The sequence below is a fragment of the Hyphomonas chukchiensis genome (assembly GCF_000682695.1).
Taxonomy (GTDB): Bacteria; Pseudomonadota; Alphaproteobacteria; order Caulobacterales; family Hyphomonadaceae; genus Hyphomonas; species Hyphomonas chukchiensis.
This window is the reverse complement of record NZ_AWFG01000018.1, coordinates 15,788-37,455: the sequence shown is the minus strand read 5'-3', so window position 1 is coordinate 37,455 and position 21,668 is coordinate 15,788. Positions and strand designations below refer to the sequence as shown.

Sequence of the window (21,668 nt, the reverse complement as noted above, 5' to 3'; positions counted from 1 at the left end):
GGCTTCGTTCCCGCCCGAATACGCGATAGGCAACAAGGCTTCAAGGCGCTATGTGAGCGGCCAATGGCCGTTACAGATATCGATTCCCTGCCGCGCACCGGCGTCCTCCTCGGCATCGATCCCGGCACCAAGACCATGGGCGTCGCTGCAACCGACGGCATCCGCATGCTCGCAAGCCCGGTCGAGACCATCCATCGCGGCAAGGCGCTGGGGCCCATGATCACCCGTCTCTTCGAGATTTACGACGATCGCAAGGCCGTCGCCCTTGTCATCGGCCTGCCGCTCAACATGGATGGCAGCGAGGGCCGCCGGGCCCAGTCGACCCGTGCCCTCGCCTGGAACATCCTGCAGAAGCGGGACGTGCCGATCTTCTTCCAGGACGAACGCCTCTCCAGCGCCGAAGCCGAAAACGCCATGTGGGAGGCGGAAGTTTCCCGCAAGCGCCGCGACGACCGAATCGACGCGCAGGCCGCCGCCATCATCCTCAAATCAACCCTGGACCTTCTGGAGCGCCGCCCATGACATCCTTCATCTTCGCGCTCCTGCCGGTCATCATTATCGTCGCCATTGGGCGACTGATCGCAGCCAAGAACTGGATCACGCCCGAAGGGTGGCGCGCCATCGAGCGGATCTCCTATATCCTGCTCTTCCCTGCGCTCATCATCCGCTCGCTCGGCAATGCCCCGTTTGACACCGCGCCGTGGAAGCTCGCTGCTGCGCTGATCATCGCCCAGCTCGTCCTCGCTGCGATTGGTTTCGGCGCCCGAATGTGGCCCGGCATGGAACGCCCGGCTGTCGGCTCGATCATCCAGTCAAATGTCCGCTGGAACACGTTCGTCGCGCTCTCGCTCGGCTCCATCCTGTTCGGTGACGAAGGTCTCGCGCTTGTTACCATCGCCGCCGCCGCGATGATCCCCACGGCCAACGTACTCTCTGTCTACGGCCTCATCCTCAACGCGGAACATGCCTCCGGCACCAAGCCCCGCCCCTTCCGCGCCCTGATGACCAACCCGCTGATCATCGCCTGCGTCATCGGCGGCATCGTCGCCGCCACGCATTTCCAGAGCCCGAAAGTGCTCGATGACACGCTCCGCATCCTCGGTCAGGGCACCATCGCGCTCGGCCTGCTCAGCGCCGGTGCGGGGGTCGACCTTGCTGCCTTGCGCCGGGCCGGCGTGCGCACCTTCACCTGGGCCCTCGTGCGTCTCCTCGGCCTGCCGGCTGCAGCCCTCGCAGCAGGCCTCGCCATCGGCCTCAGCGGCACGCCCCTCGCCATCATGCTCATCTGCGCCAGCGTTCCGACCGCCACCAATGGCTATATCCTCGCCCGCCAGCTTGGCGGCGACGGCCCGCTTTCGGCCAACCTGATCGCTGTGGAAACCGTACTCGCCATGATCACCCTGCCGCTGATCTGGTTCACCGCGATACATTTCGGCCTCGCCTGAGGCTTGCCGCCGACCGGAATCGCGCCTAAACCGCCCCAAATCGAAAGGGCTTCCATGCCGATGGCGGGATACACTTACAGTTTCGATCACGCGCACTTGCTGGGAATCGAAGGCCTTCACCCTCTGGATATCACCCACATTCTGGACCTCGCCGACCGCTATGCGGATGCCACGCGCGCGGGCCAGCGCGCCGATCCGGTCCTGACCGGGCGCACGGTGGTGAACCTCTTCTTCGAGAATTCCACCCGCACGATGAGCAGTTTCGAGATCGCCGCGAAACGCCTGGGTGCCGACGTCATCAACATGCCGGTCGCCAATTCGAGCGTGAAGAAGGGCGAGACCCTGATCGACACGGCGATGACGCTGAACGCCATGAAGCCCGACGTTCTGGTCATCCGCCACTCGGCCTCGGGCGGCGCCAAGCTGCTCTCGCGCAAGGTCGACTGCGCGGTCATCAATGCCGGCGACGGCACCCATGAACACCCCACCCAGGGCCTGCTCGACGTCCTGACGATCCGGCGCAACAAGGGCCGCGTCGAGGGCCTCAAAGTCGTTATCTGTGGGGACATCGCCCACAGCCGCGTCGCCCGCTCCACCACGATGGCCTTGCACCTGCTGGGCGCAGAGGTTCATCTCTGCGGCCCGAAAACCCTGCTGCCACCCGGCACCGATACATGGGGCGCCGCAAGCGCGACAACCGACTTCGACGCCGCTCTCAAAGGGGCCGACGTGGTCATGATGCTGCGCCTGCAGATGGAGCGCATGGACGGCGCCTTCCTGCCGAGCCGCCGCGAATATTTCCGCTATTTCGGCCTGACGCAGGAACGCCTCGCGCTGGCCCTGCCGGATGCCACGGTCATGCACCCCGGCCCGATGAACCGCGGCATCGAGATCGAAAGCGCCATTGCGGACGGCCCGCGCTCCGTGATCACGGAACAGGTCGAAATGGGCGTCGCCGTACGCGAAGCCGTGCTGGACCTTCTCGCGGGGACACGACCATGAGCCTCTCGATCCACAATGCCCGCCTGCTCGACCCGGCCACCGGCCTGGACGAACCCGGCGCGATCTTCATCGACAAGGGCAAGATCAAGGATATCGCCAAGGGCCAGACCGGCCCTCACGCGGATGCAAAGGAAAGCCTCGATGCCGGCGGCCTCTGCCTCGCGCCCGGCCTGATCGACCTGCGCGTCAAGACCGGCGAGCCGGGCGACGAGCAGAAGGAAACGCTCGCCACCGCCTCACGCGCCGCCGTTGCCGGCGGCGTCACCAGTTTCGTCGTCATGCCCGACACGCGCCCCGTTGTGGATGATGTCGCCCTCGTGCGCTTCATCATCGAGCAGGCCCGCAAGACCGCAAAGGCCCGCATCTATCCCTCCGGCGCGCTGACGGTTGGCCTCAAAGGCGAGCAAATGGCCGAGATCGGGCTGATGGCGGACGCCGAGGCGATCATCTTCACCAATGGCGACATGCCCATTGCCAACGCCTCGATCATGAAGCGCGCCATGTCCTATGCCGCCAGCCGCAATGCGCTGGTCATGTCACGGCCGGACGAGCGGGCACTGTCCGGTTCCGGCGTCATGAATGCGGGCGCCCTCGCCGCGAGGATCGGCCTCTCCGGCATCCCGCCCGAAGCGGAATGGATCGGCGCGGCCCGCGATGTGATGCTGGCCGAAGCCACAGGCTGCCGCCTCGTGGTTGATCAGGTCTCCACCGAGCGCACGCTGCAGATCATCGCCGCTGCACGCGCCCGTGGCGCCAGCATCCACGCCACCGTTGCCGCGCATACGCTCTTCTTCAACGAACGCGACGTCGGCGACTATCTCACCTATTGCAAGGTCAACCCGCCCTTCCGTGACGAGGAAACCCGTCAGGGCCTGATCGCCGCCCTCAAGCGCGGCGAGATCGACGCGGTCGTCTCCGCACATGACCCGCAACCCCCGGAAGAGAAACGCCTGCCCTTCGGCGAAGCGGCCTTTGGCGCGGCGGGCCTCGAGACCACGCTCTCGGCGCTGATGAGCCTCGTCAATGACGCAGACCTGCCACTGCTTGACGCGCTCGCACCGGTCACCTGCCGTCCGGCAGACTTGCTCGGCCTGCCGCAGGGCCGCCTCAAGTCAGGCACACCGGCTGACCTCATCCTGTTCGATCCGGGCAAGCCCTGGCTCTGCGTGCGCGAAGACCTGCGCTCGCGTTCGACCAACTCGCCCTTCGACGGCCGGCGCCTGCAGGGCCGCGTGATGCGCACGCTCGTCGGCGGCGAAACCGTGTTCGAATACGCACCGGCAGGCTGATGCCTCGAAATGCAGCGACAGGGCATGTGTGCAGATGTGGTGGCCACTTCTGATTGACCGCCTGTCGGCATCCTGCCAGATGCATTTCATGGGGAATCTGCAACACAGAATCAAACGCTACGCGGTCGCCCTGGCCTGGGTTATGGCGGCCTCGACCACCCTGACGGCGTGCAGCGAGACGTCCAGCCTGCGCCAACCCTCCCCCGTTCAGCGCTGCATCAACATGAGCGGCGCGCTGGAAGCTCCCAACGAGGGCGAATGGGGCTACACGATCCGCCTTGAGGACATCGACCGGATCAAGGCCGCAGGTTTCGACACGATCCGGCTGCCCGTCAACTGGTCGGGTCACGCCGGCACCTGGGGCCGCTACAGGATCGAAGACCACCTTCTGGAGCGCACCGACGAGATCATCGACTATGCCCTCTCGAAAGACCTGAAAGTCATCCTCGACGTCCATCACTATTACGACCTGAACATGGACCCGGCGCGGCATGAGCGGCGCCTCGAAAGCATCTGGAAACAGCTTTCGGCACACTATGAGACCTATCCTGACACGCTGATCTTCGAAGTGCTCAACGAGCCGCACACGAACATGACGGCGAAACGGACCGATGACCTGAACAGGCGCATCGTCCGCCAGATCAGGCAGTCTCAGCCCCATCGCTGGATCATCCTTGCAACGCCGGACTGGGGCTCGCTCACGGGACTCCTTCAAAGCGCCCCGCCAGCCGATTCGCGCATCATCCTCTCCTGGCACTATTACGACCCGTTCAGCTTTACCCATCAGGGCGCAGAATTCTTCAAACCCACGCCGCCTGTCGGCGCCCATTGGGGCACCAAGGCAGACATGGACCAGGTCAAGGCCGACTTTGCCCGTGCCGCCGCCTTCCGGGATTTGCATAGCCATCCCCTCCTGCTCGGAGAATTCGGGGTCTATGATGCAGCGCCCATGGAAGACCGCGCCCGGTGGACACGCACTATGCGGGAATTGGCCGAGTCGAATGAGTTCGGCTGGTGCCATTGGGGATTCGCGTCGAATTTCCGCTCCTACGATCCTGACAAGGAGGCCTGGATTGAGCCGGTCCGCGCCGCATTGCTGGACGATTGATCCGAAACCCTTGCCGCAGGCTGGCAGGGTTCGTAGACCATCTGACAGAACATCGCAGGGAGAAAACGGATGCAGGCATGGATGGGATATGGCGCGGCGGCCGCCTGCGGTTATCTCGCAGGCTCGATTCCCTTCGGACTGCTGATCACCAAGGCCGCAGGTCTCGGCGATATCCGCAGCATCGGGTCAGGCAATATCGGCGCGACCAACGTGCTACGCACCGGCCGCAAGGACCTCGCCCTTGCGACGCTCCTGCTCGACAGCCTCAAGGCAGGACTTGTTGCCCTGGCCTTCACGTATTTCTTCGGCCGCGAGATCGGCTTCGTCGCAGGTGCCATGGCTTTTGTTGGCCATTGCTACCCCGTCTGGCTGGGCTTCAAGGGCGGCAAGGGCATCGCCACCTATGCCGGCCTGCTGCCCTTCACGACGCTGCCCGGCTTCTTCGTTGCTGCGCCCGTTTGGCTATTTCTCTTTGCGATCACGCGTATTTCGTCGCTTGCGGCCCTTACGGCGGCGGCTCTTGTCCCACCCGGCGCCTACCTGCTTGGCGAGGGCAATCCGGTCGTCCTCATCGGCCTGACGCTCCTCTCCCTCCTCGTGTTCTGGACCCACCGGACAAACCTGGGTCGCCTGCTCAAGGGCACTGAACCCAGATTCGGCACACCCAAGGCCAAACCTGAAGCATGAGTCCAGCGCGGCGCCTGTCCGAGAGTGAGCGTCGTGATTGGATCCGCGAGCGGGGCCGTGAAGTGACGGACGTAGCTGACTCCCTGCTCGCCCCACCGGCGCCCGGAATAAATGCACTTATTTATCAAGGGTCTTCTCTCGTTCGGCATACCGATACGTGCTCACGATCCTGTCCTCGCTCCGCTTTGCCCATGTCGCCGCCCTCGAGAACGGACCGTACGATGCTGAAATGCATGGCGACTCCCTTCCCGAAAGCCAGCTCGAACAGTTTCTCGATGCCCTTTCCATTATCCCATGCCCATCGAAGAAATCGCCCGGGCCTGCAGCCTCGGCGCCGCTCAATGTGCCGCCATCCTTGTCGAACTGGAGCTTTCCGACCGCGCCATGACGCTGCCGGGCGGGCGATCTGAGCACGGCCGCTGTGTTCTGAAAGCACCGCGCTGCGCAGGAAAATGCCGCCAGAAGCCGCCTATGGCTGGACGGCCTTCGCCATCACCTCTAAGCCTCCTGTCTGATCAACAATCCGGCGCAGGCATATGATGCCCATCCAAATGCGCAGACGTGACTGAGGTAATCCGGACTTGGCGAATTGGCTTCTCTACGCCGCGGCATTGGGTCTGGTGTCATCCGGGGCCCTTTCGGCGCACGCACAGGAAACATCCGAAGTGGCTGCGCCGGCTGACAAGCCGACGGAACATGTCGTTCTTGAAGCCGACTATATCTATGAAATCCGGGAAGAGAACAGCGTCGTTGCCGAAGGCAATGTCGAGGCCCTTTACGAAGGCCGCGTGCTGCGCGCCGACCGGATCATCTACAATAAGACGACAGATCGCGTCCGTGCCACAGGCAATGTCGTCATCGTGGATACCGACGGATCCCAGCAGTTTGCCGACGAAGTCGAAGTGAATTCCGATCTCGCGGACGGCTATGCCATCGGCTTTTCAGCCCGCCTGCCGGAAGGGGCGACGATCGTCGCCAATTCTGGGATTCGCAAGAGCAATGGCGTGAACGCACTGGAGCAGGTGATCTATACGTCCTGCGAGCTCTGTGGCGACGATACGACCCCAACCTGGTCACTGCGCGCCCGCCGTGCGGTGCTGGACACAGAAAGCCAGATGATTTCCTACCGCGATGTGGTGCTTGAGGTTGGCGGCATTCCGGTCTTCTACCTACCCTATCTGTCCCACCCCGATCCTACATCCGATAGGCGGTCCGGGTTCCTTGTGCCGTCGGGCGGCTTGTCGTCCAAGCTCGGCGCTTTCTACCAGCAACCCTATTATTGGGCGATTTCGCCGTCGCAGGACCTGACCATCTCACCGATGGTGAGCGCGAACGTGAACCCGATGGTGGAACTCGACTATCGCAAGCGGTTCTATTCCGGCGGTATCAAGATCAATTCAAGCATTACCCGCGAAGCCGATTTCGATAGCGACGGCGTCAGGTTTGGCGATGAGAAATGGCGCGGCCATATCTATGGCAAAGGCCTGTTCGCGATCAGTCCTGAATGGAAATGGGGCTTCGGGGTCGAGACCCAATCCGACGACCTTTATGACCGGCGCTATGATATCAGCGGCCAGGGGGAACGCCGCGGACTTTACACAAGCCAGCCGCGCCGACTGATGTCCCAGCTTTTCGCGGTCGGTCAGGGCGACAGCTACTATACAGATATCGCCGTACTCGATTTCCAGGGGTTGCGGGGCTCCGACGATTCCCGAACCCTGCCGACAGTCGCGCCTATCGCATTCACCGAAAAATACTGGGATCTTGGCGACTATGGCTTTGCCGCCGTCAATGCCTCGTCCGCCATGCTGACACGGGAAAGCGGCCTGAATAGCCAGCGCGTCAGCGTCGGCGGGGACTGGTCGGACCTGAACGTGCTGCCGGGCGGCTTCACATTCGAGCCCTTCGCAGAGATCCGTGGAGACTATTACGCGCTGAATGAAGACGTCTCGGGCGAACCCGATGTCAGCCGCGCCGTGGGCAATGCCGGTGCGCGCGTTTCCTATCCGCTGGTCCGCCCTGGTAAGATCGTGGACATCATGGTGGAGCCCACGGTGATGGCCGCCTGGGGATTCTCGAACGTGAACGGCACAGCCATTCCGATCGAGGACAGCATTCTCTATGAATTCGATGAAGGCGACCTCTTCGAGGCCAACGGGTTTGGCAATTACGATCTCTATGAGGGCGACGGGAAGGTCGCCGCCGGTGTGACCGCACGCGCCGTCTTTAGGAATGGCCCTGAATTCGCCACCACGCTGGGACGCCGCTGGCGCTCGCGGACCGACCCGAATTTTGACGTTGCCAGCAACCTGGATGGCACATCGTCTGACTGGGTTGGCTCGGCATCGGCCGATTTCGGACGGGCGCTGCGCGTAGATACGCGTGTGCGCCTAGATGATGACGGCTACAAGCTGAACCGGATCGACGCACGCCTCAGCACCTCCTACAAGCGGCTGCGCGGCGTCGCCCAGTACTACAACATCAATGAGCGCATCAGCCCCCTCGGCCGGCCCGATGAGGGCATCTTCATGCGCGGCGAGTTCCAGGTGACCAAGCGCTACTCGCTCATTTTCGGCCAGTTGCGCGACATTGTCGCCGACCTGAACGCGAGACGTGAATTCGGGATTGCCTATGAGGACGACTGCTCGCGATTTGAACTCGTCTACCAGCGGTCCGAGCTTAACGACCGGACGCTTGGTCCCACCGAAAGCATCCAGTTCCGCTTCTCGCTCAAATCCCTTGGGGAATTTGGTTCGAGCGAGTTCGACTGATTCGGAATGGTCCCTTGCCAGGCCTCGCGTCGGTGAGCCTAGAAACCTGATTTTTCTGTAACGATTAAGGCATGACTGTCCTGATCCGTTGCGCCTTGCGATAGGACTTGTATGGTCCGCTCCACATACATGAATTGGGCCCGGCTGGGGGCTCAACGGAGAAAATACATGGTCCGTCAGTTACTTGTCGCTGCCTCCCTGTTTGCATTGTCTGCCGCAGGCGTCGCCAATGCGCAGGATTCCACGGATTCCGGGCGCCTTGCGCTGGAAGGCATCGCCGCCGTCGTCAATGACAAGCCGATCTCCTACTCGGATGTACGCCAGCGCGCGCGCCTGCTCCTGCTCAGCCTGGGCGGCCAGCAACCCTCCCCCGAGCAGATCCAACAGATCACGGGACAGGCCCTTGAACAGCTGATCGACGAAAGCCTCCAGCTCGAGAAGGCCGCCGAATTCGACATGGAGATCGACGCGCGCGAAATTGATGGCGCCGTTGAAGACATGGCCCGTCAGGGCGGCACGACCGGCGACCAGCTCAAGGCCCAGCTGCTGGAGTCCGGCGTCAATCCCGCCAGCCTTGAAGAACAGATGCGCGCCGAGATCGCCTGGAACCGCGTCATGAGCGGCCTTTATGGTTCGCGTATCCGCGTCTCCGAAAACCAGGTGGACGACCAGCTTGAGCGCATGCGCACGGCCTCCAAAAAAACCCAGTATCGCGTATCGGAAATCTTCTTCTTTGCGCCGGATGAGGAAACCAAGGCCCAGGCCCTCGCCGCCGCCAAGACCGTTCTTGACCAGCTGAAGCAAGGCGCAGACTTCCGGGTCGCCGCGCAGCGCATCTCTTCGGCCCCAACGGCGGCAACGGGCGGCGACATGGGCTGGATTTCCACCGAAGACCTCGCGCCTGAACTGGCCGCAGCCGTCTCCGGCATCGACAAGCCCGGCCTGCTTGAGCCCATTCCCGTCGAAAACGGCGTCTACATCCTCCTCGTCGCCAACAAGCGCGAACCGAGCCAGGCCGTGACCAAGGTCAACCTCAAGCGCCTCTTCGTCACGGATGGCAAGGAGGAAGACCTCCAGGCCGCCATGGAACAGATCAAGACCTGTGACGACGTCCAGAGCGTTGCCAATTCCAAGACCAATCTGCGCGCGTCCGATCTTGACGAGATCAATATCGACGAGCTTGGCCCCGAGGGCAAGGATCTGGTCATGTCAGCCGATGTCGGCCAGCCCACGGCCATCTTCGCAGCGTCCGGCGGCCTAGCCACCATGTATGTCTGCGCCCGCAATGATGGCGCCGAGGCCCTGCCCTCGCGCGACGACCTGAAGGGCAGCCTGAAGAACCGCGAACTGGGCATGATCTCGGAGCGCGAGCTGCGCAACCTGCGCCGTGAAGCCACGATCATCTATCGTTAGGGCTTGCACGATCCCGCGTTTGGAACCACACCTCCGCACGTGAGCGAAGATGTCTCCTTTTTGCCCCTGGTGCTGACCATGGGGGACCCGGCCGGGTGCGGTCCTGCCATCACGGCAGAGGCCTGGCGCCAGCTTCGTGCCGACCCGAGCCTCGCCTTCTACGCCATCAGCGCCCCGAGCCTGTATCCGTCCGACCTGCCCGTCCGCGAGATCGCCTCGCCCGAAGAAGCCGCAGACGTGTTCCCGCATGCCCTCCCCGTGCTCGCCCTGAATGATGTGCCGGACATCCAGCCCGGCAAGCCGGACGCCGAGGCGGCCCCCGCCATCATCCGCTCCATTGCGCTGGCCACGTCCCACGCCCTGGATGGCGTGGCTTCCGGAGTCGTCACCAACCCGATCAACAAGGCCCTGCTCTACGGTGCGGGCTTTGCCTATCCCGGCCACACGGAATATGTCGCGCACCTTTGTGCCGATCCGAACAGTCCGCCCCCCAGGCCGGTCATGATGCTCGTTGGCGGCGGCCTGCGTGTCGCCCTCGCTACGATCCACATCCCGCTGATGACCGTTGGCTATGCGCTGACAGTCCCGGGTCTCGTGCAGATCGGCCAGATCGTTGCCGCCTCGCTTCGGCGGGATTTCGGTGTTGCCGCGCCGCGCATCGCCTTTACCGGCCTCAACCCGCATGCGGGTGAAGACGGCACCATCGGCAAGGAAGAAATCTCCGTCATCAATCCTGCCGCCCATGCCCTGCGCCTGTCTGGTATCGACATGTCAAACGCCCGCCCCGGCGACACAGTCTTCGCCGAAGCCCTTGGCGGCGCCTATGATGCCGTCATCGCCATGACGCATGACCAGGGCCTGATCCCGGTCAAGACGCTCGACATGTGGGGCGGCGTCAATGTCACGCTCGGCCTCCCTGTCGTGCGGACCAGCCCCGACCACGGCACCGCCTACGACGCTGCCGCCGCAGGCACCACGCGCCCCGACAGCCTCATCGCCGCCATCCGCCTTGCTGCCGCCATGGCCCACACACGGGCGACCGCCGCATGAGCGACATGGACCGCCCCGAACTGACAGACGCTCCGGCCCGCAAGGCGCTCGGCCAGCACTTCCTGTTCGATCCCAGCATTCTCCACCGCGCCGCCCTTGCGGCAGGTCCGGTGAAGGACCGTGTTGTCATCGAAGTCGGGCCCGGCCCCGGCGGCCTGACGCGCGCCCTGCTCGATGAAGGCGCCGGCACCGTCATCGCGGTCGAGACAGACCCCCGCTTTGCCGAGGCGCTGACACACTGGCCCGCCGCGCGCGATGGCCGGCTGATCGTCGTCCAGAAAGATGCCCGCAAGGTCAATTTCGAGAAACTGGTCGCCGAGGCCGGCGCCACCCGGCCTGCCATGATCATCGCCAACCTGCCCTACAATGTAGGCACGCCCCTGCTCGTCGGCTGGCTTAAGGCCGGCGACTGGCGCGGCGAGATGGCGCTGATGTTCCAGAAGGAAGTCGCCGAACGCATCTGCGCTGCACCGGATACGGACCATTATGGCCGCCTCGCCGTGCTCGCCCAGTCGGCGACGCGGCCCCACATAGCCTTCACGCTGCCGCCCGGCGCCTTCTCGCCGCCGCCCAAGGTCGACAGCGCCGTCGCGGTGCTTGAGCCTCTGCCCGCTGCCGAGCGGTTCCAGCACATCGACCTGCTCGAACAGATCACCGGCGCCGCCTTCGGCCAGCGCCGAAAGATGATGCGCGCCGCCCTCAAACCCTTCGCCAAAAAGCGCGGCCTGAAAGCCGCCGAATGGCTCCAGAGCGTCGACATTGACCCCACCGCCCGCGCCGAAACGCTGACGCAGGATGACTTCAGGCGGCTGGCGGCAAGTCTGGCCTGAACGTGCTCCCCACCCACCATCCCGGCGAATGCCGGGATCTCATGCCATTGAAGACCGGATCCCCATCGAGCCCCTCGCGGTTACGGTCATGCTTCTCCTCACAATCGCACAGACATTGCGAATCGACAGCGATGCGGCCATGCTTATGCCAGTCCACGCTCGCCAACGCAGGCAGGACCGGGCTCCGGGGCCATGCGTCCCTGTCCGACTATCCGATCAAAACGACAGGAGCAGTAAAATGCGGAAATTGAAAACGACAGGCCTGATGCTGGCCGGCCTTCTCATGCTGGCCGCATGTGGCGAGAATTCGAGTGCCGAGAAGACAGGCGAGAAGATGGATTCCGCCATCGAAGAAGCCGTCACGGGTGAAGTCGACCACGATGACGGCATGCTCGAAAATGCCGGCGAAGCGATCGACGAAGTGACGGGCAATGAAAACACCGACCCTGTCGACGCCGTCCACGACGCTGCCGAAGACGCCGCCGACCCGGAATGATCCAGGTCTGAAATGACCTAAAGCCATCCCCCTCTCGCTCGGCGATGAGGGGGATGCGCTTCTCAGTCCATCTAGCTACGCCTTACGCGTCAGCGTGCCCGACAGGTCCAGTGCGTCTGCGACCGTATTTGATATTGTGCCGAATTTCCGGACGTTCTTGTGCAGCAGTTCGAGCCGGTGATCCGTCTCGTCACTATCCACGACAATCTCGTAGGCGATGGACACCATTTTCGGCGGTGAATCCTGACGCATCCCGTGCAGGCTGATCTCGATGCCGCGCAGCTGGAATTCGAGCATCGGCGTCACGCGCTCGACGCCTTTCAGCATGCAGGCCGCCACCGAGGCCAGCAGGAGTTCTGCTGGATTGAAGGCATCACGCCTTCCCTTCATGTCTGTATCGATGACCAGCACGGCCTCTTTGGCCCGCGCCTCGCTGCCATGCGCATCGACCCGCCTCGCACTAACATTGTATTCAAGTATGCGCGTGTCCTTTCCGTCCGGTTTCAGGAAAGCACTGGGCGCCCGCTCGGCAGGTCGCGCCAGTCGAATACCAATCCGCCGCTCCAGCCGTAACCGGAGCAGCGGACTCGGTGACAGTCTAGCCGAGCTTGCAGACGCAGATCTTGTTGCCGTCCGGATCGCGGAAATAGGCGCCATAGAAGGTCGGCATCCGGTTGCCCGGTGCGCCTTCGTCAACGGCGCCGAGGCTGATCGCCTTGTTATAGACCTTGTCGACCGTTGCGTTGTCCGCGCAGGCCAGCGCCGGCATCACGCCATTGCCGCAGCTGGCGCTTTCCTTGTCATACGGATCGCCAATCGCCAGCATGGGCTGGCCCGGGCCGACGCCGTAGAATTGCAGGCGGTCGTTCGCGAAGAAGCGTTTCGCGCCCATTTCGCCCAGTACGGCGTCATAGAAAGCCAGGGCTTTTTCCTTGTTATTGGTTCCAAGCGTCACATAAGCCAGCATGCTGATTCCTCCCATTTCATGCGTTTCTTTTTGGCACTCTGACCACGGGCATGCGCTTCCGGCAAGATATGACGCAGGGACGCGGCTTGACGTTTACGTGAACGTCTGGTGTGACACCGGCCAGAACCGTTTGTTGCAATTGCAGGAGTTTTCCCATGTCCGATATCCGCTTTGACGGCAAAGTTGCCATCGTTACCGGTGCCGGCGGCGGCCTTGGCCGTTGCCACGCCCTCGAACTCGCCCGCCGCGGCGCAAAGGTCGTCGTCAACGACCTCGGCTCCAGCATGGACGGATCGGGCGGCAGCTCGGCCGCCGCTGAAGGCGTCGTGAAGGAAATCGAGGCCCTTGGCGGCGAAGCCATGGCCAATGGCTCCTCGGTGGCCGACGCTGCCGGCGTCAAGAAGATGATCGACGACACGATGGCCAAATGGGGTCGCATCGACATCCTGATCGCCAATGCCGGCATTCTGCGCGACAAGTCCTTCTCCAAGATGACGCAAACCGACATTGACCTCGTCATCGACGTTCACCTGCGCGGCTCGTTCATGCCGATCCACGCCGCCTGGGACATCATGAAGGAACAAAATTACGGCCGTATCGTCGTGACGACGTCCTCGACCGGCCTCTACGGCAACTTCGGCCAGGCCAACTATGGCGCCGCCAAGCTCGGCCTCGTCGGCATGATGAACACGCTGAAAATCGAAGGCGCGAAGAACAACATCAAGATCAACGCCGTCTGCCCGGTTGCCGCCACGCAGATGACGGAAGGCCTGATGCCGCCGGCCGTTCTCGAGCAGCTCAAGCCTGAATACGTGTCGCCCGGCGTGATGAACCTCGTCAAGGAAGATGCCCCGACCGGCGTCATCCTGTCGGCCGCTGCAGGCGCCTTCTCGATCGCGCGTATCGTTGAAACCGAAGGCGCCTTCGTCGGCGTCGGCGACGACCTCACCGCTGAAGCTGTTGCCGCCAAGTGGGACCAGATCACCGACACGTCCAGGACCCTGCCAGCCTTCAAGGCCGGCGGTGAACACGGCCAGCACATGTTTGCCGTCGTAGCCGGTGGTGTGAAGGCCTAAGGTTGCTTCAGGCGAGTTTTAAGCGCAGGATTCTCCTCACACGCTATTGAGGGGAATCCATGCGTTTTACTGCCATTACATTTCTATTTTCAGCCTTCCTGATTGCCACGGCGTGTAGCGCCCCTTCGCCCGCCGAAACCGCAAAACCTGCTGCAGAACCAGTCGCATTGCCCATCAGCGCCGAAGGCGAGACCTGCGGCGGCATCGCGGCCCTGCAATGCGAAGACGGCTATTTCTGCCTCGTTCCGGACGGCCTTTGCGTCAACACCGCCGACTATGCCGGCACCTGCCAGAAGATTAAGCCCGCCTGCACACGCGAATATGCGCCCGTCTGCGGCTGCAACGGCAAGACCTATCCGAATACGTGTGAAGCCCATGCCGACGGCACGAGCGTTGCCACCAAGGGCGCCTGCACTGGCTGACGCTGTAATGGCCTCCCCTTGGGGAGGCCATTTGCTCTAGTCCTGCATGGCTTTCAGATACATCGAGTTCTTCGGCTTGGAAAAGACGCGCTCAACCATCGGCGCAAAGAATTCCAGCGGCTCGCTCTCATAATCAGGGTCGAACGCGGCCTGGTCGTAGAGATGGCAGAACTGCGCGCAATATTCATAGTGCGGGCTGTCCTTGAACTGCTCACGCATGTTCTTGTCGAGGCCAAGATATTCAAAGAAGTAATAGCCCTGGAACGCACCATGATTGGCGACCATGAACAGGTTGGCCTCTGACACGAAAGGCTTCAGGATCGCCGCGGCGACATCCGGGTGGTTCATGCTGCCGAGCGTATCACCGATATCATGCAGCAGGGCGCAGACGACATATTCCTCGTCACGCCCGTCGCGATGAGCGCGCGTTGCCGTCTGCAGCGAGTGGGTCAGCCTGTCGACCGGGAAGCCACCATAATCACCGTCCAGCAGCTTCAAATGGTCCAGCACGCGCTTGGCGAGGCCCTTGTTGAACTGCTTGGCGTGCGTGGCGATGATGCCCCAGTCTTCCGGCGTTCCCTCCAGCATTTCGCGGAATTTTGCACGCTCTTCGATGTCGTGTCCGTCGGCCATGTTGTGTCTCCTCCATGTCTCGTTGGGCACACGATATACCACAGAATGGCAACAGGAAAGCGTATGGCCTGAAGGCGCGGTTTGGCCGCGAACCGAAATCGTGTCATTCTGTGTATTGCAAGAGCGAGGATACGCGATGCACGGGAGGAAAAAGTCGACACGCAGCCCGACAGGAAAATGGCTGCACCGCTTAGCCCAGGCCACCATGGCTGCCATGTGTCTGGCGAGCTCCCTTGCGGCGCATGCAAGTGAACGCCAGTCCATTCCGTTCAATTTTGATATGCATGGCAATATCGTTGTCCCACTGACCTTGAATGACAACACCGCCGCCATCGGCGTGATCGATACGGCGGCCACATATGCGATGATCGGCTTGGCAACCGCCAAACGCGCCGGCGTCGCGCCGCCCGATGCATCCATGGTCAATGTCCTTGGCCTTGAAGGCCCGCAGGCCTATCCGATCGTTTACCTGGACAGCATTGCGGCGGGTAATTGCCGTTTCACCGATGTGGCCGCAGCCCTTAACCAGCGCATAGAAGTTGTCGGCGTCAAAAACGTCGTCCCCCTGACGGTTCTGGAAGGCGACGTGGTAGACTTTGACTTCGTCGAGCGCCGCGTCCTCATCTATGATGGCCGGCCCGACTCGAACTTCACGAAGACCATAAGCCACCTGCCCATGCACCAGATAAGCGGGCTCTGGTTTGCCGAAGTGAAGCTCAATGGACGCAAGGGCTTGGCCCTTATCGATACCGGGTCTAGCGTTTCCTATATCAACAGCCGTTTTGCGGCCGATGCCGACATGAAGCCGAATGTTGAGGAGACTCAGCTTCTGCAAGGCATTACCGGGAATGGTATAGATGTACGGGTCGCCACGGGGCGGAAAATTCAGCTCGGCAAGCACAGTGTCTCCCGGCCTGACCTGATCGTCGCCGACCCGCCCCTGTTCGAGCATCTGAGCATGGTCGATACACCTGCCATGGTTCTGGGGCTCGACTACCTTTCCAACTTCAGGGTCCAACTCGACCGCCGCAGGAACTTCCTTGTCCTTAGCCTCCGGGCCCAGAAGAAGGACATGGTCAGCGTTCGCCAACGTGCCGCGGCGACGCACCTTCGCGACGATTGAGTTTTCAGCGCAAACAGGATTTAAGGCGAGGCATGGAATGCCCTGAGGATCTCGCCATGACCAACGCATCCTGCCACTGCGGCGCCGTGCAATTCACGCGGTAAACTGCGCCAGCCCAGGTGACCATTGCAATTGCTCAATCTGTCGCCGCTACGGCACGCTCTGGGCCTATTACAAGCCGGCTTGAGGTCCGTTTCACGACTTCGGAGGCCCGCACCGAAAGCTATATATGGGACGCCCAGTTGATCAGGTTCCATCATTGCCGGACCTGCGGATGCGTCACCCACTTCAGTCCGGTCGACCCGGCCCGCGACCGCATGGGGATCAATGCGCGTATGCTCGACCCTCCTGCCCTTGCCGATGCACGCCTGCGGCATGTCGATGGCGCCGGGTCCGAAAGCTATATCGGCGAGTAACCCAAACGTGCATTGCTGGCATCAGGCTCTTCTGAAATATCCGCTGTCACTTCCATGACTGTGTACCAGGAGCCGCTACGCAATGCCCGACTCTGAAATCTCCCCTGCGGCCAGCTTTGAGCCGCCCCTGCTGGATACAAGCGCGGGCCGCCGGTTGGCCGCCGAAGGCCTGGGCACTGCGCTGCTGCTCGCGATCGTGATCGGGTCAGCATCATGGGCGACAGGCTGGCCGACGGCAATTCGGCGATTGCCCTGCTTGGAAATACGCTGGCCACAGGGGCCGGACTTGTCGTGCTGATCACCATGTTCGGGCCACTCTCGGGCGCTCATTTCAATCCGGCCGCCACGCTGGCCTTTGCCTTGCGCCGGGAGATATCGCCGGCTCTGGCGGCCGCCTATATCGCTGTGCAGGTCGCTGGCGCAATCATCGGCGTCTGGACGGCCCACCTGATGTTTGCCGAACCCCTGCTTCAGATATCACAGACAGATCGCAGCGGCGGCGCGCAGGACTTCTCCGAAGGCATTGCCACATTCGGGCTCGTCCTCACCATTCTGGCTGGAATTCGCGTGCGGGCAGAGGCCGTGCCCGTCATGGTGGGGCTCTATATAACGGCCGCCTACTGGTTCACGGCGTCGACATCCTTTGCGAACCCGGCCGTCACAATCGCCCGCGCGCTCAGCGACACATTTGCAGGGATTGCGCCTGCATCCGTACTGCCCTTCATCGCGGCGCAGATTGCCGGGTCTTGCGTTGCGGTCGCCCTGTTCGCCTACCTGTTCCGGGATGCCTCACCCCGCGCAGCGAGAGAATAGCCCCGCCCGCCGACGGTCAGGGAATTTGCGCCGCGAAGAAGGCCGCAGCCCCATCGATGAATTCCTCCACCTGGGCATTGTTGTAGCCAACGTGCGTGTTCGCGCCCGGCACAAGGTAGAGCTCTGCATCGACACCATAGGATTGCGCGATCTGAACCATGTCGCACCCGCCCGCCAGGCTGAAGCCGGCATCGCCCATGGCATACCGGCACGGCACGGTGGGATCATACTCTTCATGCGCCGCATAGATGGGCGCCGTATCCGCATCGATCCAGAGAAAATCCGTCAGGCCGCCCGATATGCTGAAGACACCCTGAACATCCGAGGAAATGCCCGTATTCGTGCTGCTGTCGCCGGCAGTGCCATTATGCGCGGTCAGGAAATTGCGCACATTCGTCGACAGGCCATCCCCCATGTCCAGCGCGCCCGCGAATGAGGCCATGATACCGCCCGAGGAAATGCCACCGACGAAAACGGCATCGTCTCGCGTGCCATAGACATCGGCCCCTTCCGCATCCTGGCGCAGGAAGCGGACCGCGGCGCGCATGTCATACATGGCCTCAATGATCGCAATATCCGCGTCATCTTCCGTGACCGGCGTGGTTTCAAAAAAGCGATAATCGATTGACGCGGTGACATAACCTCGCCGCGCAAGGCTTTGAGCAACCGAAACGACGAGCGGATCCCGGCGACTGCCCTCCGTAAATCCGCCACCGAAGGCAAGCACGAAAACAGGCCGATCCGTCTCAGTATCCCCGACCGGCGTGTAGATATCCATGCGGAGCGTCTGGGTGCCCATGCTCCGGTCGGCTTCACCAAATACCACATCGGATGTCCGGTTCGTACTGGTGAACACTTCATCCACATAGCGCTGCGGCCCGGGTGGTGGTGGGGGTGGTGGCGGAGACGGCGTTACCGGAGGGGACGGCGGAGGAGGAGGTGGCGGCGGTGCGGGCGGCGGAGGAGGAGGTGAAGGCGGCACAACAACTGCTCCCGATGAAGAGCCCGAGCCTCCACCGCCACACCCTGCAAGACTGACTGACGCGGCAACAATGACCGCAGCTTTCCAAATCGACATGGCAAACTTCTACGGCACTTATTGAGACAAAGACAATTTCGGATTTGTAATCCTTTTGTCGCGGTCCGGGTCGGATCAATGATTGGGCAAATGCAAAATGCCCCTCCTTCCGGTCGGAAGAAGGGGCATTCCGTCAGACGCATCAGTCCCACAGCGCGCCCAGCGCTAGCCGGTCACGCCATGTTTCACGCGGGCCGACATGGGCCGGACCGCACCGGTCGCACGCATGATCGTGCAGCTGGCGGGCCAGCGCCCAGGTCGATTGCCCGGTGCGGACACCGGCCGTTTCGAGGACAGCCACGATACGCCGAAGCGCCGCATCGCTTGTGTCCACGTTCTGCTCGCCCCGCGCTTCCGCAAGACGCCAGCCAGCCGGATCCTGCCGCAGGGCAACAGCCACCGGCTCACCCGTCTCGCGGACAGTGAAGACCACCATCCGCCCGGCGGCGAGGTCGCCCGCGAAGTCCCGCAAGCAATTGCGAAACTCGAGCGCGACGCTGACCAGTGCCTTGCGGTCATTCACCGGCACGAAGGCCTCCGGCAGGCGCGGCGGCGCCATGATGGCGCCGAACCGGACTGGCTGAAGCGCCTCAGCCGCCATGTCGAACAGGGCAAGCGTATCGCGCGCCCGGTTCCAGCGGCTCGCCATGGCGACTGCCTCGCCTGCCCCATGAATGAGCAAGGCCAGGCGGAACGCCTCGGCAAGGTCCTCCACAGCGGCCGGCAAGGCCGGCAACCACGAAATGACCCCGGCCTGCCGCAACTGGATCGGCAGCTTGCCGATCAGCGCGAGCCGATCAGCACCGATAACCTTCATGTGCCGCAGCACACGCGCCGCCTCGTCCTCGGCAAAGAGGCTGAGGAAACGGGTATAGTCGCCCGCCTCCCACAGAATCTCGCCAAGCCGGCCGAGCGCCTTCATCAGGCCGCCCGGCGCTTCGCCCCGCATCAGGAGGCACGCAACGTCGCGATCACGCCCACGCTCAACCGCATGGATGATCTCGCTCATGCGCATCTCCGGCGCGCGGCCAAGCAGGATCGCGGCGGCATGGCGACGCGCCGTTGGCAGGGTGAAGAACCCGCTGTGCGGCGCTGGCCAGGCCTGAGCGATCAGGTCGGCATGGGGCCCGGCCAGGAAGCCGAGCAATGGCGTCTGGATGCCGGCACGCCCTTTCGGACGCGCATGCATCAGGGTCATGGGCGTGCCCATGATCCACCTCCTTTCAAATCGCATTTGCCAAGGTATGGCCTCAGCGCGAGCGGATCAGGTGTTCAATACGAGGTCAGGCGTCCACCGGCCAAAGCACGGGGGAGGCCGACAATGCCCCCCGCAGTCGCGAGGAGCTGATTGTGTTTTTACAACTCAGCTTCATCTCAAATCTCTTCCGGTTGGTCTGCCGGGCCATCCTTGAGCGGACGGCCCGGCAGTGAGTTGCGGCGTATAAGGCCTGGCATGGTTAACTGTCAACCCTTTACACAGACGACCTGACGAAGGGTGTGAATCACTTCCACCAGATCCGCCTGCGCGGCCATGACGGCGTCGATGTCCTTGTAGGCCATCGGCGTTTCATCAATCACGCCTGCGTCCTTGCGGCATTCCACGGCGGCCGTTGCCGCAATGTGGTCTTCCAGCGTGAACCGGCGCTTGGCGTCGGAGCGGGACATGACGCGCCCTGCTCCGTGCGAGCACGAACAGAACGATTCCGCATTTCCCTTCCCGCGAACGATGAAGGATTTCGCCCCCATCGAACCGGGAATGATGCCCAGCTCACCTGCGCCTGCGCGCACGGCGCCCTTGCGGGTAACCCAGACATCGGCCCCGAAATGATGCTCCTGCTCCACATAGTTGTGGTGGCAGTTGACCGCCTGCTTGGCCAGCGTGAACGGCGGCAGCATCTCCCGCATGGCGATCAGTACACGATCCATCATCACTTCCCGGTTGAGGCGCGCGTAGTCCTGCGCCCAGCCGACCGCGTAGATGTAATCGGCAAACAGGTCCTCTCCTTCCACAAAGAAGGCGAGGTCGCGGTCGGGCACGTGGTAGCCAAGCACACGCTTCTCCAGCGCCTCACGGGCTTCCTGGATGAAGTACGTGCCGATCACGTTCCCCGTGCCGCGAGACCCCGAGTGCAGCATCACCCAGACATGATCCGCCTCATCGAGACAAAGCTCGATGAAATGGTTCCCGCCGCCGAGCGAGCCCAGCTGCTTGGCAAAGGCTGTGCGCTGGATGCGCTTGTGCTTGCTGGTGATGGCCTCAAGCCGGTCCACCAGCCCGGAATTGCGCAGCGCCGTTGCTGCCCGGGCGGGCGCTTCCTTGTGGCTGCCCGCGCGCCCGTTGCCGACCGGCACCTTGCGCTCGATCTCGCTGCGCATCGCCGCGAGGCTGTCCGGCAGGTCGTTCGCCGTAAGGCTCGTACCGATCGCCATCATGCCGCACCCGATATCGACACCGACAGCCGCCGGGATGATCGCCCCCTTCGTGGGGATGACCGAGCCGACGGTGGCGCCGCGCCCAAAGTGCACGTCGGGCATCACGGCAAGGTGCGAGTGAACGAACGGGAGGCCCGCCACATTCTCAAGCTGGCGCCGGGCGCCCTCTTCAACGGGGACACCCTTTATCCAGGCCTTGATGCGCCCACCGGCGCTGGTTTCGAAAACGTCAAATTCACTCATCGTTCCAAAGTCTGGGACTTCCAAACTCCTCCTGACAAGCCCTCCGCGATTCCCTTTGGATAAAAGACAAAAAAAACCCTCCGGGCGTAAGGCGCGGAGGGCGGACAAAAACCGGTTTCCCGATCTGCGGACTGACAATCAGCCCTATCCAGCATCCTCCATGCGGACGCATTCGCCGCGCAGATTCTGCGCGTCAAACTTCGCTCTTGGTTGATTGGTATACCAGGTCATTGGTATCTCCGTTGCTGAATGGATGCGCCGTATGATGGAATCGGATTGCCCCGTCAAGCCCGCCTGAGAAAGAAAACCCCCGGACCAGTTGGTCCGGAGTCTGATGTATTTTATATAAACTATCTTATTGACCAAGGACTTG

General features: G+C 62.6%; 23 protein-coding genes and 1 pseudogene. 18 read left to right on the top strand and 6 right to left on the bottom strand.

Features of this window, described 5'->3' with window-relative positions; all coding sequences use genetic code 11:
- Positions 1–63: 63 nt before the first annotated feature.
- The 13 genes from ruvX to HY30_RS07140 all read left to right on the top strand — a co-directional run bounded on the left by ruvX (position 64) and on the right by HY30_RS07140 (position 12,091).
- The gene (ruvX, locus tag HY30_RS07195; RefSeq protein ID WP_034738480.1) at positions 64–522 is read left to right on the top strand and encodes a Holliday junction resolvase RuvX; all 459 of its coding nucleotides are present in this window, start codon (positions 64–66) and stop codon (positions 520–522) included.
- Positions 519–1,445 (top strand): AEC family transporter, encoded by a 927-nt coding sequence (locus HY30_RS07190; protein WP_034738478.1) that lies wholly within the window; start codon positions 519–521, stop codon positions 1,443–1,445. Before ruvX ends, HY30_RS07190 begins: the two co-directional genes overlap by 4 nt.
- Before the next feature lie 54 nt (positions 1,446–1,499).
- Positions 1,500–2,447 carry an aspartate carbamoyltransferase catalytic subunit gene (locus HY30_RS07185; RefSeq protein ID WP_034738475.1) on the top strand — a complete coding sequence of 316 codons (948 nt, stop codon included), beginning with the start codon at positions 1,500–1,502 and terminating at the stop codon, positions 2,445–2,447.
- Positions 2,444–3,736 (top strand): dihydroorotase, encoded by a 1,293-nt coding sequence (gene pyrC, locus HY30_RS07180; protein ID WP_034738473.1) that lies wholly within the window; start codon positions 2,444–2,446, stop codon positions 3,734–3,736. The genes HY30_RS07185 and pyrC overlap by 4 nt, the downstream gene beginning before the upstream one ends.
- Positions 3,737–3,770: 34 nt before the next feature.
- Positions 3,771–4,844 carry a glycoside hydrolase family 5 protein gene (locus HY30_RS07175; RefSeq protein WP_051615045.1) on the top strand — a complete coding sequence of 358 codons (1,074 nt, stop codon included), beginning with the start codon at positions 3,771–3,773 and terminating at the stop codon, positions 4,842–4,844.
- 69 nt (positions 4,845–4,913) lie between these two features.
- Entirely contained in the window at positions 4,914–5,531 is a 618-nt protein-coding gene (gene plsY, locus HY30_RS07170) for a glycerol-3-phosphate 1-O-acyltransferase PlsY (RefSeq protein ID WP_034738470.1), read from the top strand.
- A 157-nt stretch (positions 5,532–5,688) separates the two neighbouring features.
- Complete coding sequence (locus tag HY30_RS07165; RefSeq protein WP_034738468.1) at positions 5,689–5,919, top strand: hypothetical protein; 231 nt, start codon at positions 5,689–5,691, stop codon at positions 5,917–5,919.
- Positions 5,826–6,071 (top strand): DprA-like winged helix domain-containing protein, encoded by a 246-nt coding sequence (locus HY30_RS20665; RefSeq protein WP_162176905.1) that lies wholly within the window; start codon positions 5,826–5,828, stop codon positions 6,069–6,071. Before HY30_RS07165 ends, HY30_RS20665 begins: the two co-directional genes overlap by 94 nt.
- Before the next feature lie 41 nt (positions 6,072–6,112).
- Positions 6,113–8,302: an LPS-assembly protein LptD gene (locus HY30_RS07160; RefSeq protein ID WP_034738467.1), complete on the top strand. Its 2,190-nt coding sequence runs from the start codon at positions 6,113–6,115 to the stop codon at positions 8,300–8,302.
- Between the two features lie 168 nt (positions 8,303–8,470).
- Positions 8,471–9,715: a peptidylprolyl isomerase gene (locus tag HY30_RS07155; protein ID WP_034738466.1), complete on the top strand. Its 1,245-nt coding sequence runs from the start codon at positions 8,471–8,473 to the stop codon at positions 9,713–9,715.
- A gap of 60 nt (positions 9,716–9,775) precedes the next feature.
- Entirely contained in the window at positions 9,776–10,765 is a 990-nt protein-coding gene (gene pdxA / locus HY30_RS07150; protein ID WP_422119994.1) for a 4-hydroxythreonine-4-phosphate dehydrogenase PdxA, read from the top strand.
- The gene (gene rsmA, locus HY30_RS07145) at positions 10,762–11,595 is read left to right on the top strand and encodes a 16S rRNA (adenine(1518)-N(6)/adenine(1519)-N(6))-dimethyltransferase RsmA (RefSeq protein ID WP_241765670.1); all 834 of its coding nucleotides are present in this window, start codon (positions 10,762–10,764) and stop codon (positions 11,593–11,595) included. Before pdxA ends, rsmA begins: the two co-directional genes overlap by 4 nt.
- 238 nt (positions 11,596–11,833) lie before the next feature.
- The gene (locus HY30_RS07140; RefSeq protein WP_034738465.1) at positions 11,834–12,091 is read left to right on the top strand and encodes an antitoxin; all 258 of its coding nucleotides are present in this window, start codon (positions 11,834–11,836) and stop codon (positions 12,089–12,091) included.
- 75 nt (positions 12,092–12,166) lie between these two features.
- Here HY30_RS07140 and HY30_RS20460 read toward each other — a convergent pair whose 3' ends face one another.
- Positions 12,167–12,571: an OsmC family protein gene (locus tag HY30_RS20460; protein ID WP_034738542.1), complete on the bottom strand. Its 405-nt coding sequence runs from the start codon at positions 12,569–12,571 to the stop codon at positions 12,167–12,169.
- A gap of 118 nt (positions 12,572–12,689) precedes the next feature.
- A complete protein-coding gene (locus HY30_RS07130; RefSeq protein ID WP_034738464.1) occupies positions 12,690–13,058 on the bottom strand; it encodes a VOC family protein in 369 nt (122 codons plus the stop codon).
- A 155-nt stretch (positions 13,059–13,213) separates the two neighbouring features.
- Between HY30_RS07130 and HY30_RS07125 the strand changes: the two genes are divergently transcribed.
- Both HY30_RS07125 and HY30_RS07120 read left to right on the top strand, forming a co-directional pair.
- Complete coding sequence (locus HY30_RS07125; protein WP_034738463.1) at positions 13,214–14,134, top strand: SDR family NAD(P)-dependent oxidoreductase; 921 nt, start codon at positions 13,214–13,216, stop codon at positions 14,132–14,134.
- Between the two features lie 59 nt (positions 14,135–14,193).
- Positions 14,194–14,556 carry a Kazal-type serine protease inhibitor family protein gene (locus HY30_RS07120; protein WP_034738461.1) on the top strand — a complete coding sequence of 121 codons (363 nt, stop codon included), beginning with the start codon at positions 14,194–14,196 and terminating at the stop codon, positions 14,554–14,556.
- 36 nt (positions 14,557–14,592) lie between these two features.
- Here the strand turns inward: HY30_RS07120 and HY30_RS07115 are convergent, their stop codons facing one another.
- Positions 14,593–15,189, bottom strand: a complete 597-nt coding sequence (locus HY30_RS07115) for an HD domain-containing protein (protein WP_034738459.1) — start codon at positions 15,187–15,189, stop codon at positions 14,593–14,595.
- A gap of 205 nt (positions 15,190–15,394) precedes the next feature.
- Between HY30_RS07115 and HY30_RS19975 the strand changes: the two genes are divergently transcribed.
- The 3 genes and pseudogenes from HY30_RS19975 (at position 15,395) to HY30_RS07105 (ending at position 17,541) form a co-directional block, all read left to right on the top strand.
- Positions 15,395–16,312, top strand: a complete 918-nt coding sequence (locus HY30_RS19975; RefSeq protein WP_034738457.1) for a pepsin/retropepsin-like aspartic protease family protein — start codon at positions 15,395–15,397, stop codon at positions 16,310–16,312.
- A 242-nt stretch (positions 16,313–16,554) separates the two neighbouring features.
- The gene (locus tag HY30_RS19970; RefSeq protein ID WP_155839273.1) at positions 16,555–16,728 is read left to right on the top strand and encodes an aldehyde-activating protein; all 174 of its coding nucleotides are present in this window, start codon (positions 16,555–16,557) and stop codon (positions 16,726–16,728) included.
- Between the two features lie 82 nt (positions 16,729–16,810).
- Positions 16,811–17,541 (top strand): annotated as a pseudogene (locus HY30_RS07105) (MIP/aquaporin family protein).
- A gap of 16 nt (positions 17,542–17,557) precedes the next feature.
- Here the strand turns inward: HY30_RS07105 and HY30_RS07100 are convergent.
- The 3 genes from HY30_RS07100 to HY30_RS07090 form a co-directional block, all read right to left on the bottom strand.
- Positions 17,558–18,397: an alpha/beta hydrolase gene (locus tag HY30_RS07100; protein ID WP_206741430.1), complete on the bottom strand. Its 840-nt coding sequence runs from the start codon at positions 18,395–18,397 to the stop codon at positions 17,558–17,560.
- A gap of 364 nt (positions 18,398–18,761) precedes the next feature.
- Positions 18,762–19,829, bottom strand: a complete 1,068-nt coding sequence (locus tag HY30_RS07095; protein ID WP_034738453.1) for a hypothetical protein — start codon at positions 19,827–19,829, stop codon at positions 18,762–18,764.
- 254 nt (positions 19,830–20,083) lie between these two features.
- On the bottom strand, positions 20,084–21,295 hold the full coding sequence (locus tag HY30_RS07090; protein ID WP_034738450.1) for an RtcB family protein: 1,212 nt from the start codon (positions 21,293–21,295) through the stop codon (positions 20,084–20,086).
- Positions 21,296–21,668 lie beyond the last annotated feature (373 nt).

Excerpts from the sequence above, each read along its gene's own strand:
- HY30_RS07120 (WP_034738461.1), top strand. The coding sequence starts at position 14,194 with ATGCGTTTTACTGCCATTACATTTCTATTTTCAGCCTTCCTGATTGCC.
- HY30_RS07185 (WP_034738475.1), top strand. The coding sequence starts at position 1,500 with ATGCCGATGGCGGGATACACTTACAGTTTCGATCACGCGCACTTGCTG.
- HY30_RS07155 (WP_034738466.1), top strand. The coding sequence starts at position 8,471 with ATGGTCCGTCAGTTACTTGTCGCTGCCTCCCTGTTTGCATTGTCTGCC.
- HY30_RS20665 (WP_162176905.1), top strand. The coding sequence starts at position 5,826 with ATGCCCATCGAAGAAATCGCCCGGGCCTGCAGCCTCGGCGCCGCTCAA.
- rsmA (WP_241765670.1), top strand. The coding sequence starts at position 10,762 with ATGAGCGACATGGACCGCCCCGAACTGACAGACGCTCCGGCCCGCAAG.
- HY30_RS07125 (WP_034738463.1), top strand. The coding sequence starts at position 13,214 with ATGTCCGATATCCGCTTTGACGGCAAAGTTGCCATCGTTACCGGTGCC.
- HY30_RS07095 (WP_034738453.1), bottom strand. The coding sequence starts at position 19,829 with ATGGGCACGCCCATGACCCTGATGCATGCGCGTCCGAAAGGGCGTGCC.
- plsY (WP_034738470.1), top strand. The coding sequence starts at position 4,914 with ATGCAGGCATGGATGGGATATGGCGCGGCGGCCGCCTGCGGTTATCTC.
- HY30_RS19975 (WP_034738457.1), top strand. The coding sequence starts at position 15,395 with ATGGCTGCCATGTGTCTGGCGAGCTCCCTTGCGGCGCATGCAAGTGAA.
- pyrC (WP_034738473.1), top strand. The coding sequence starts at position 2,444 with ATGAGCCTCTCGATCCACAATGCCCGCCTGCTCGACCCGGCCACCGGC.
- ruvX (WP_034738480.1), top strand. The coding sequence starts at position 64 with ATGGCCGTTACAGATATCGATTCCCTGCCGCGCACCGGCGTCCTCCTC.
- HY30_RS07130 (WP_034738464.1), bottom strand. The coding sequence starts at position 13,058 with ATGCTGGCTTATGTGACGCTTGGAACCAATAACAAGGAAAAAGCCCTG.
- HY30_RS07175 (WP_051615045.1), top strand. The coding sequence starts at position 3,771 with ATGTGGTGGCCACTTCTGATTGACCGCCTGTCGGCATCCTGCCAGATG.
- HY30_RS07190 (WP_034738478.1), top strand. The coding sequence starts at position 519 with ATGACATCCTTCATCTTCGCGCTCCTGCCGGTCATCATTATCGTCGCC.
- HY30_RS07090 (WP_034738450.1), bottom strand. The coding sequence starts at position 21,295 with ATGAGTGAATTTGACGTTTTCGAAACCAGCGCCGGTGGGCGCATCAAG.
- HY30_RS07140 (WP_034738465.1), top strand. The coding sequence starts at position 11,834 with ATGCGGAAATTGAAAACGACAGGCCTGATGCTGGCCGGCCTTCTCATG.
- HY30_RS07115 (WP_034738459.1), bottom strand. The coding sequence starts at position 15,189 with ATGGCCGACGGACACGACATCGAAGAGCGTGCAAAATTCCGCGAAATG.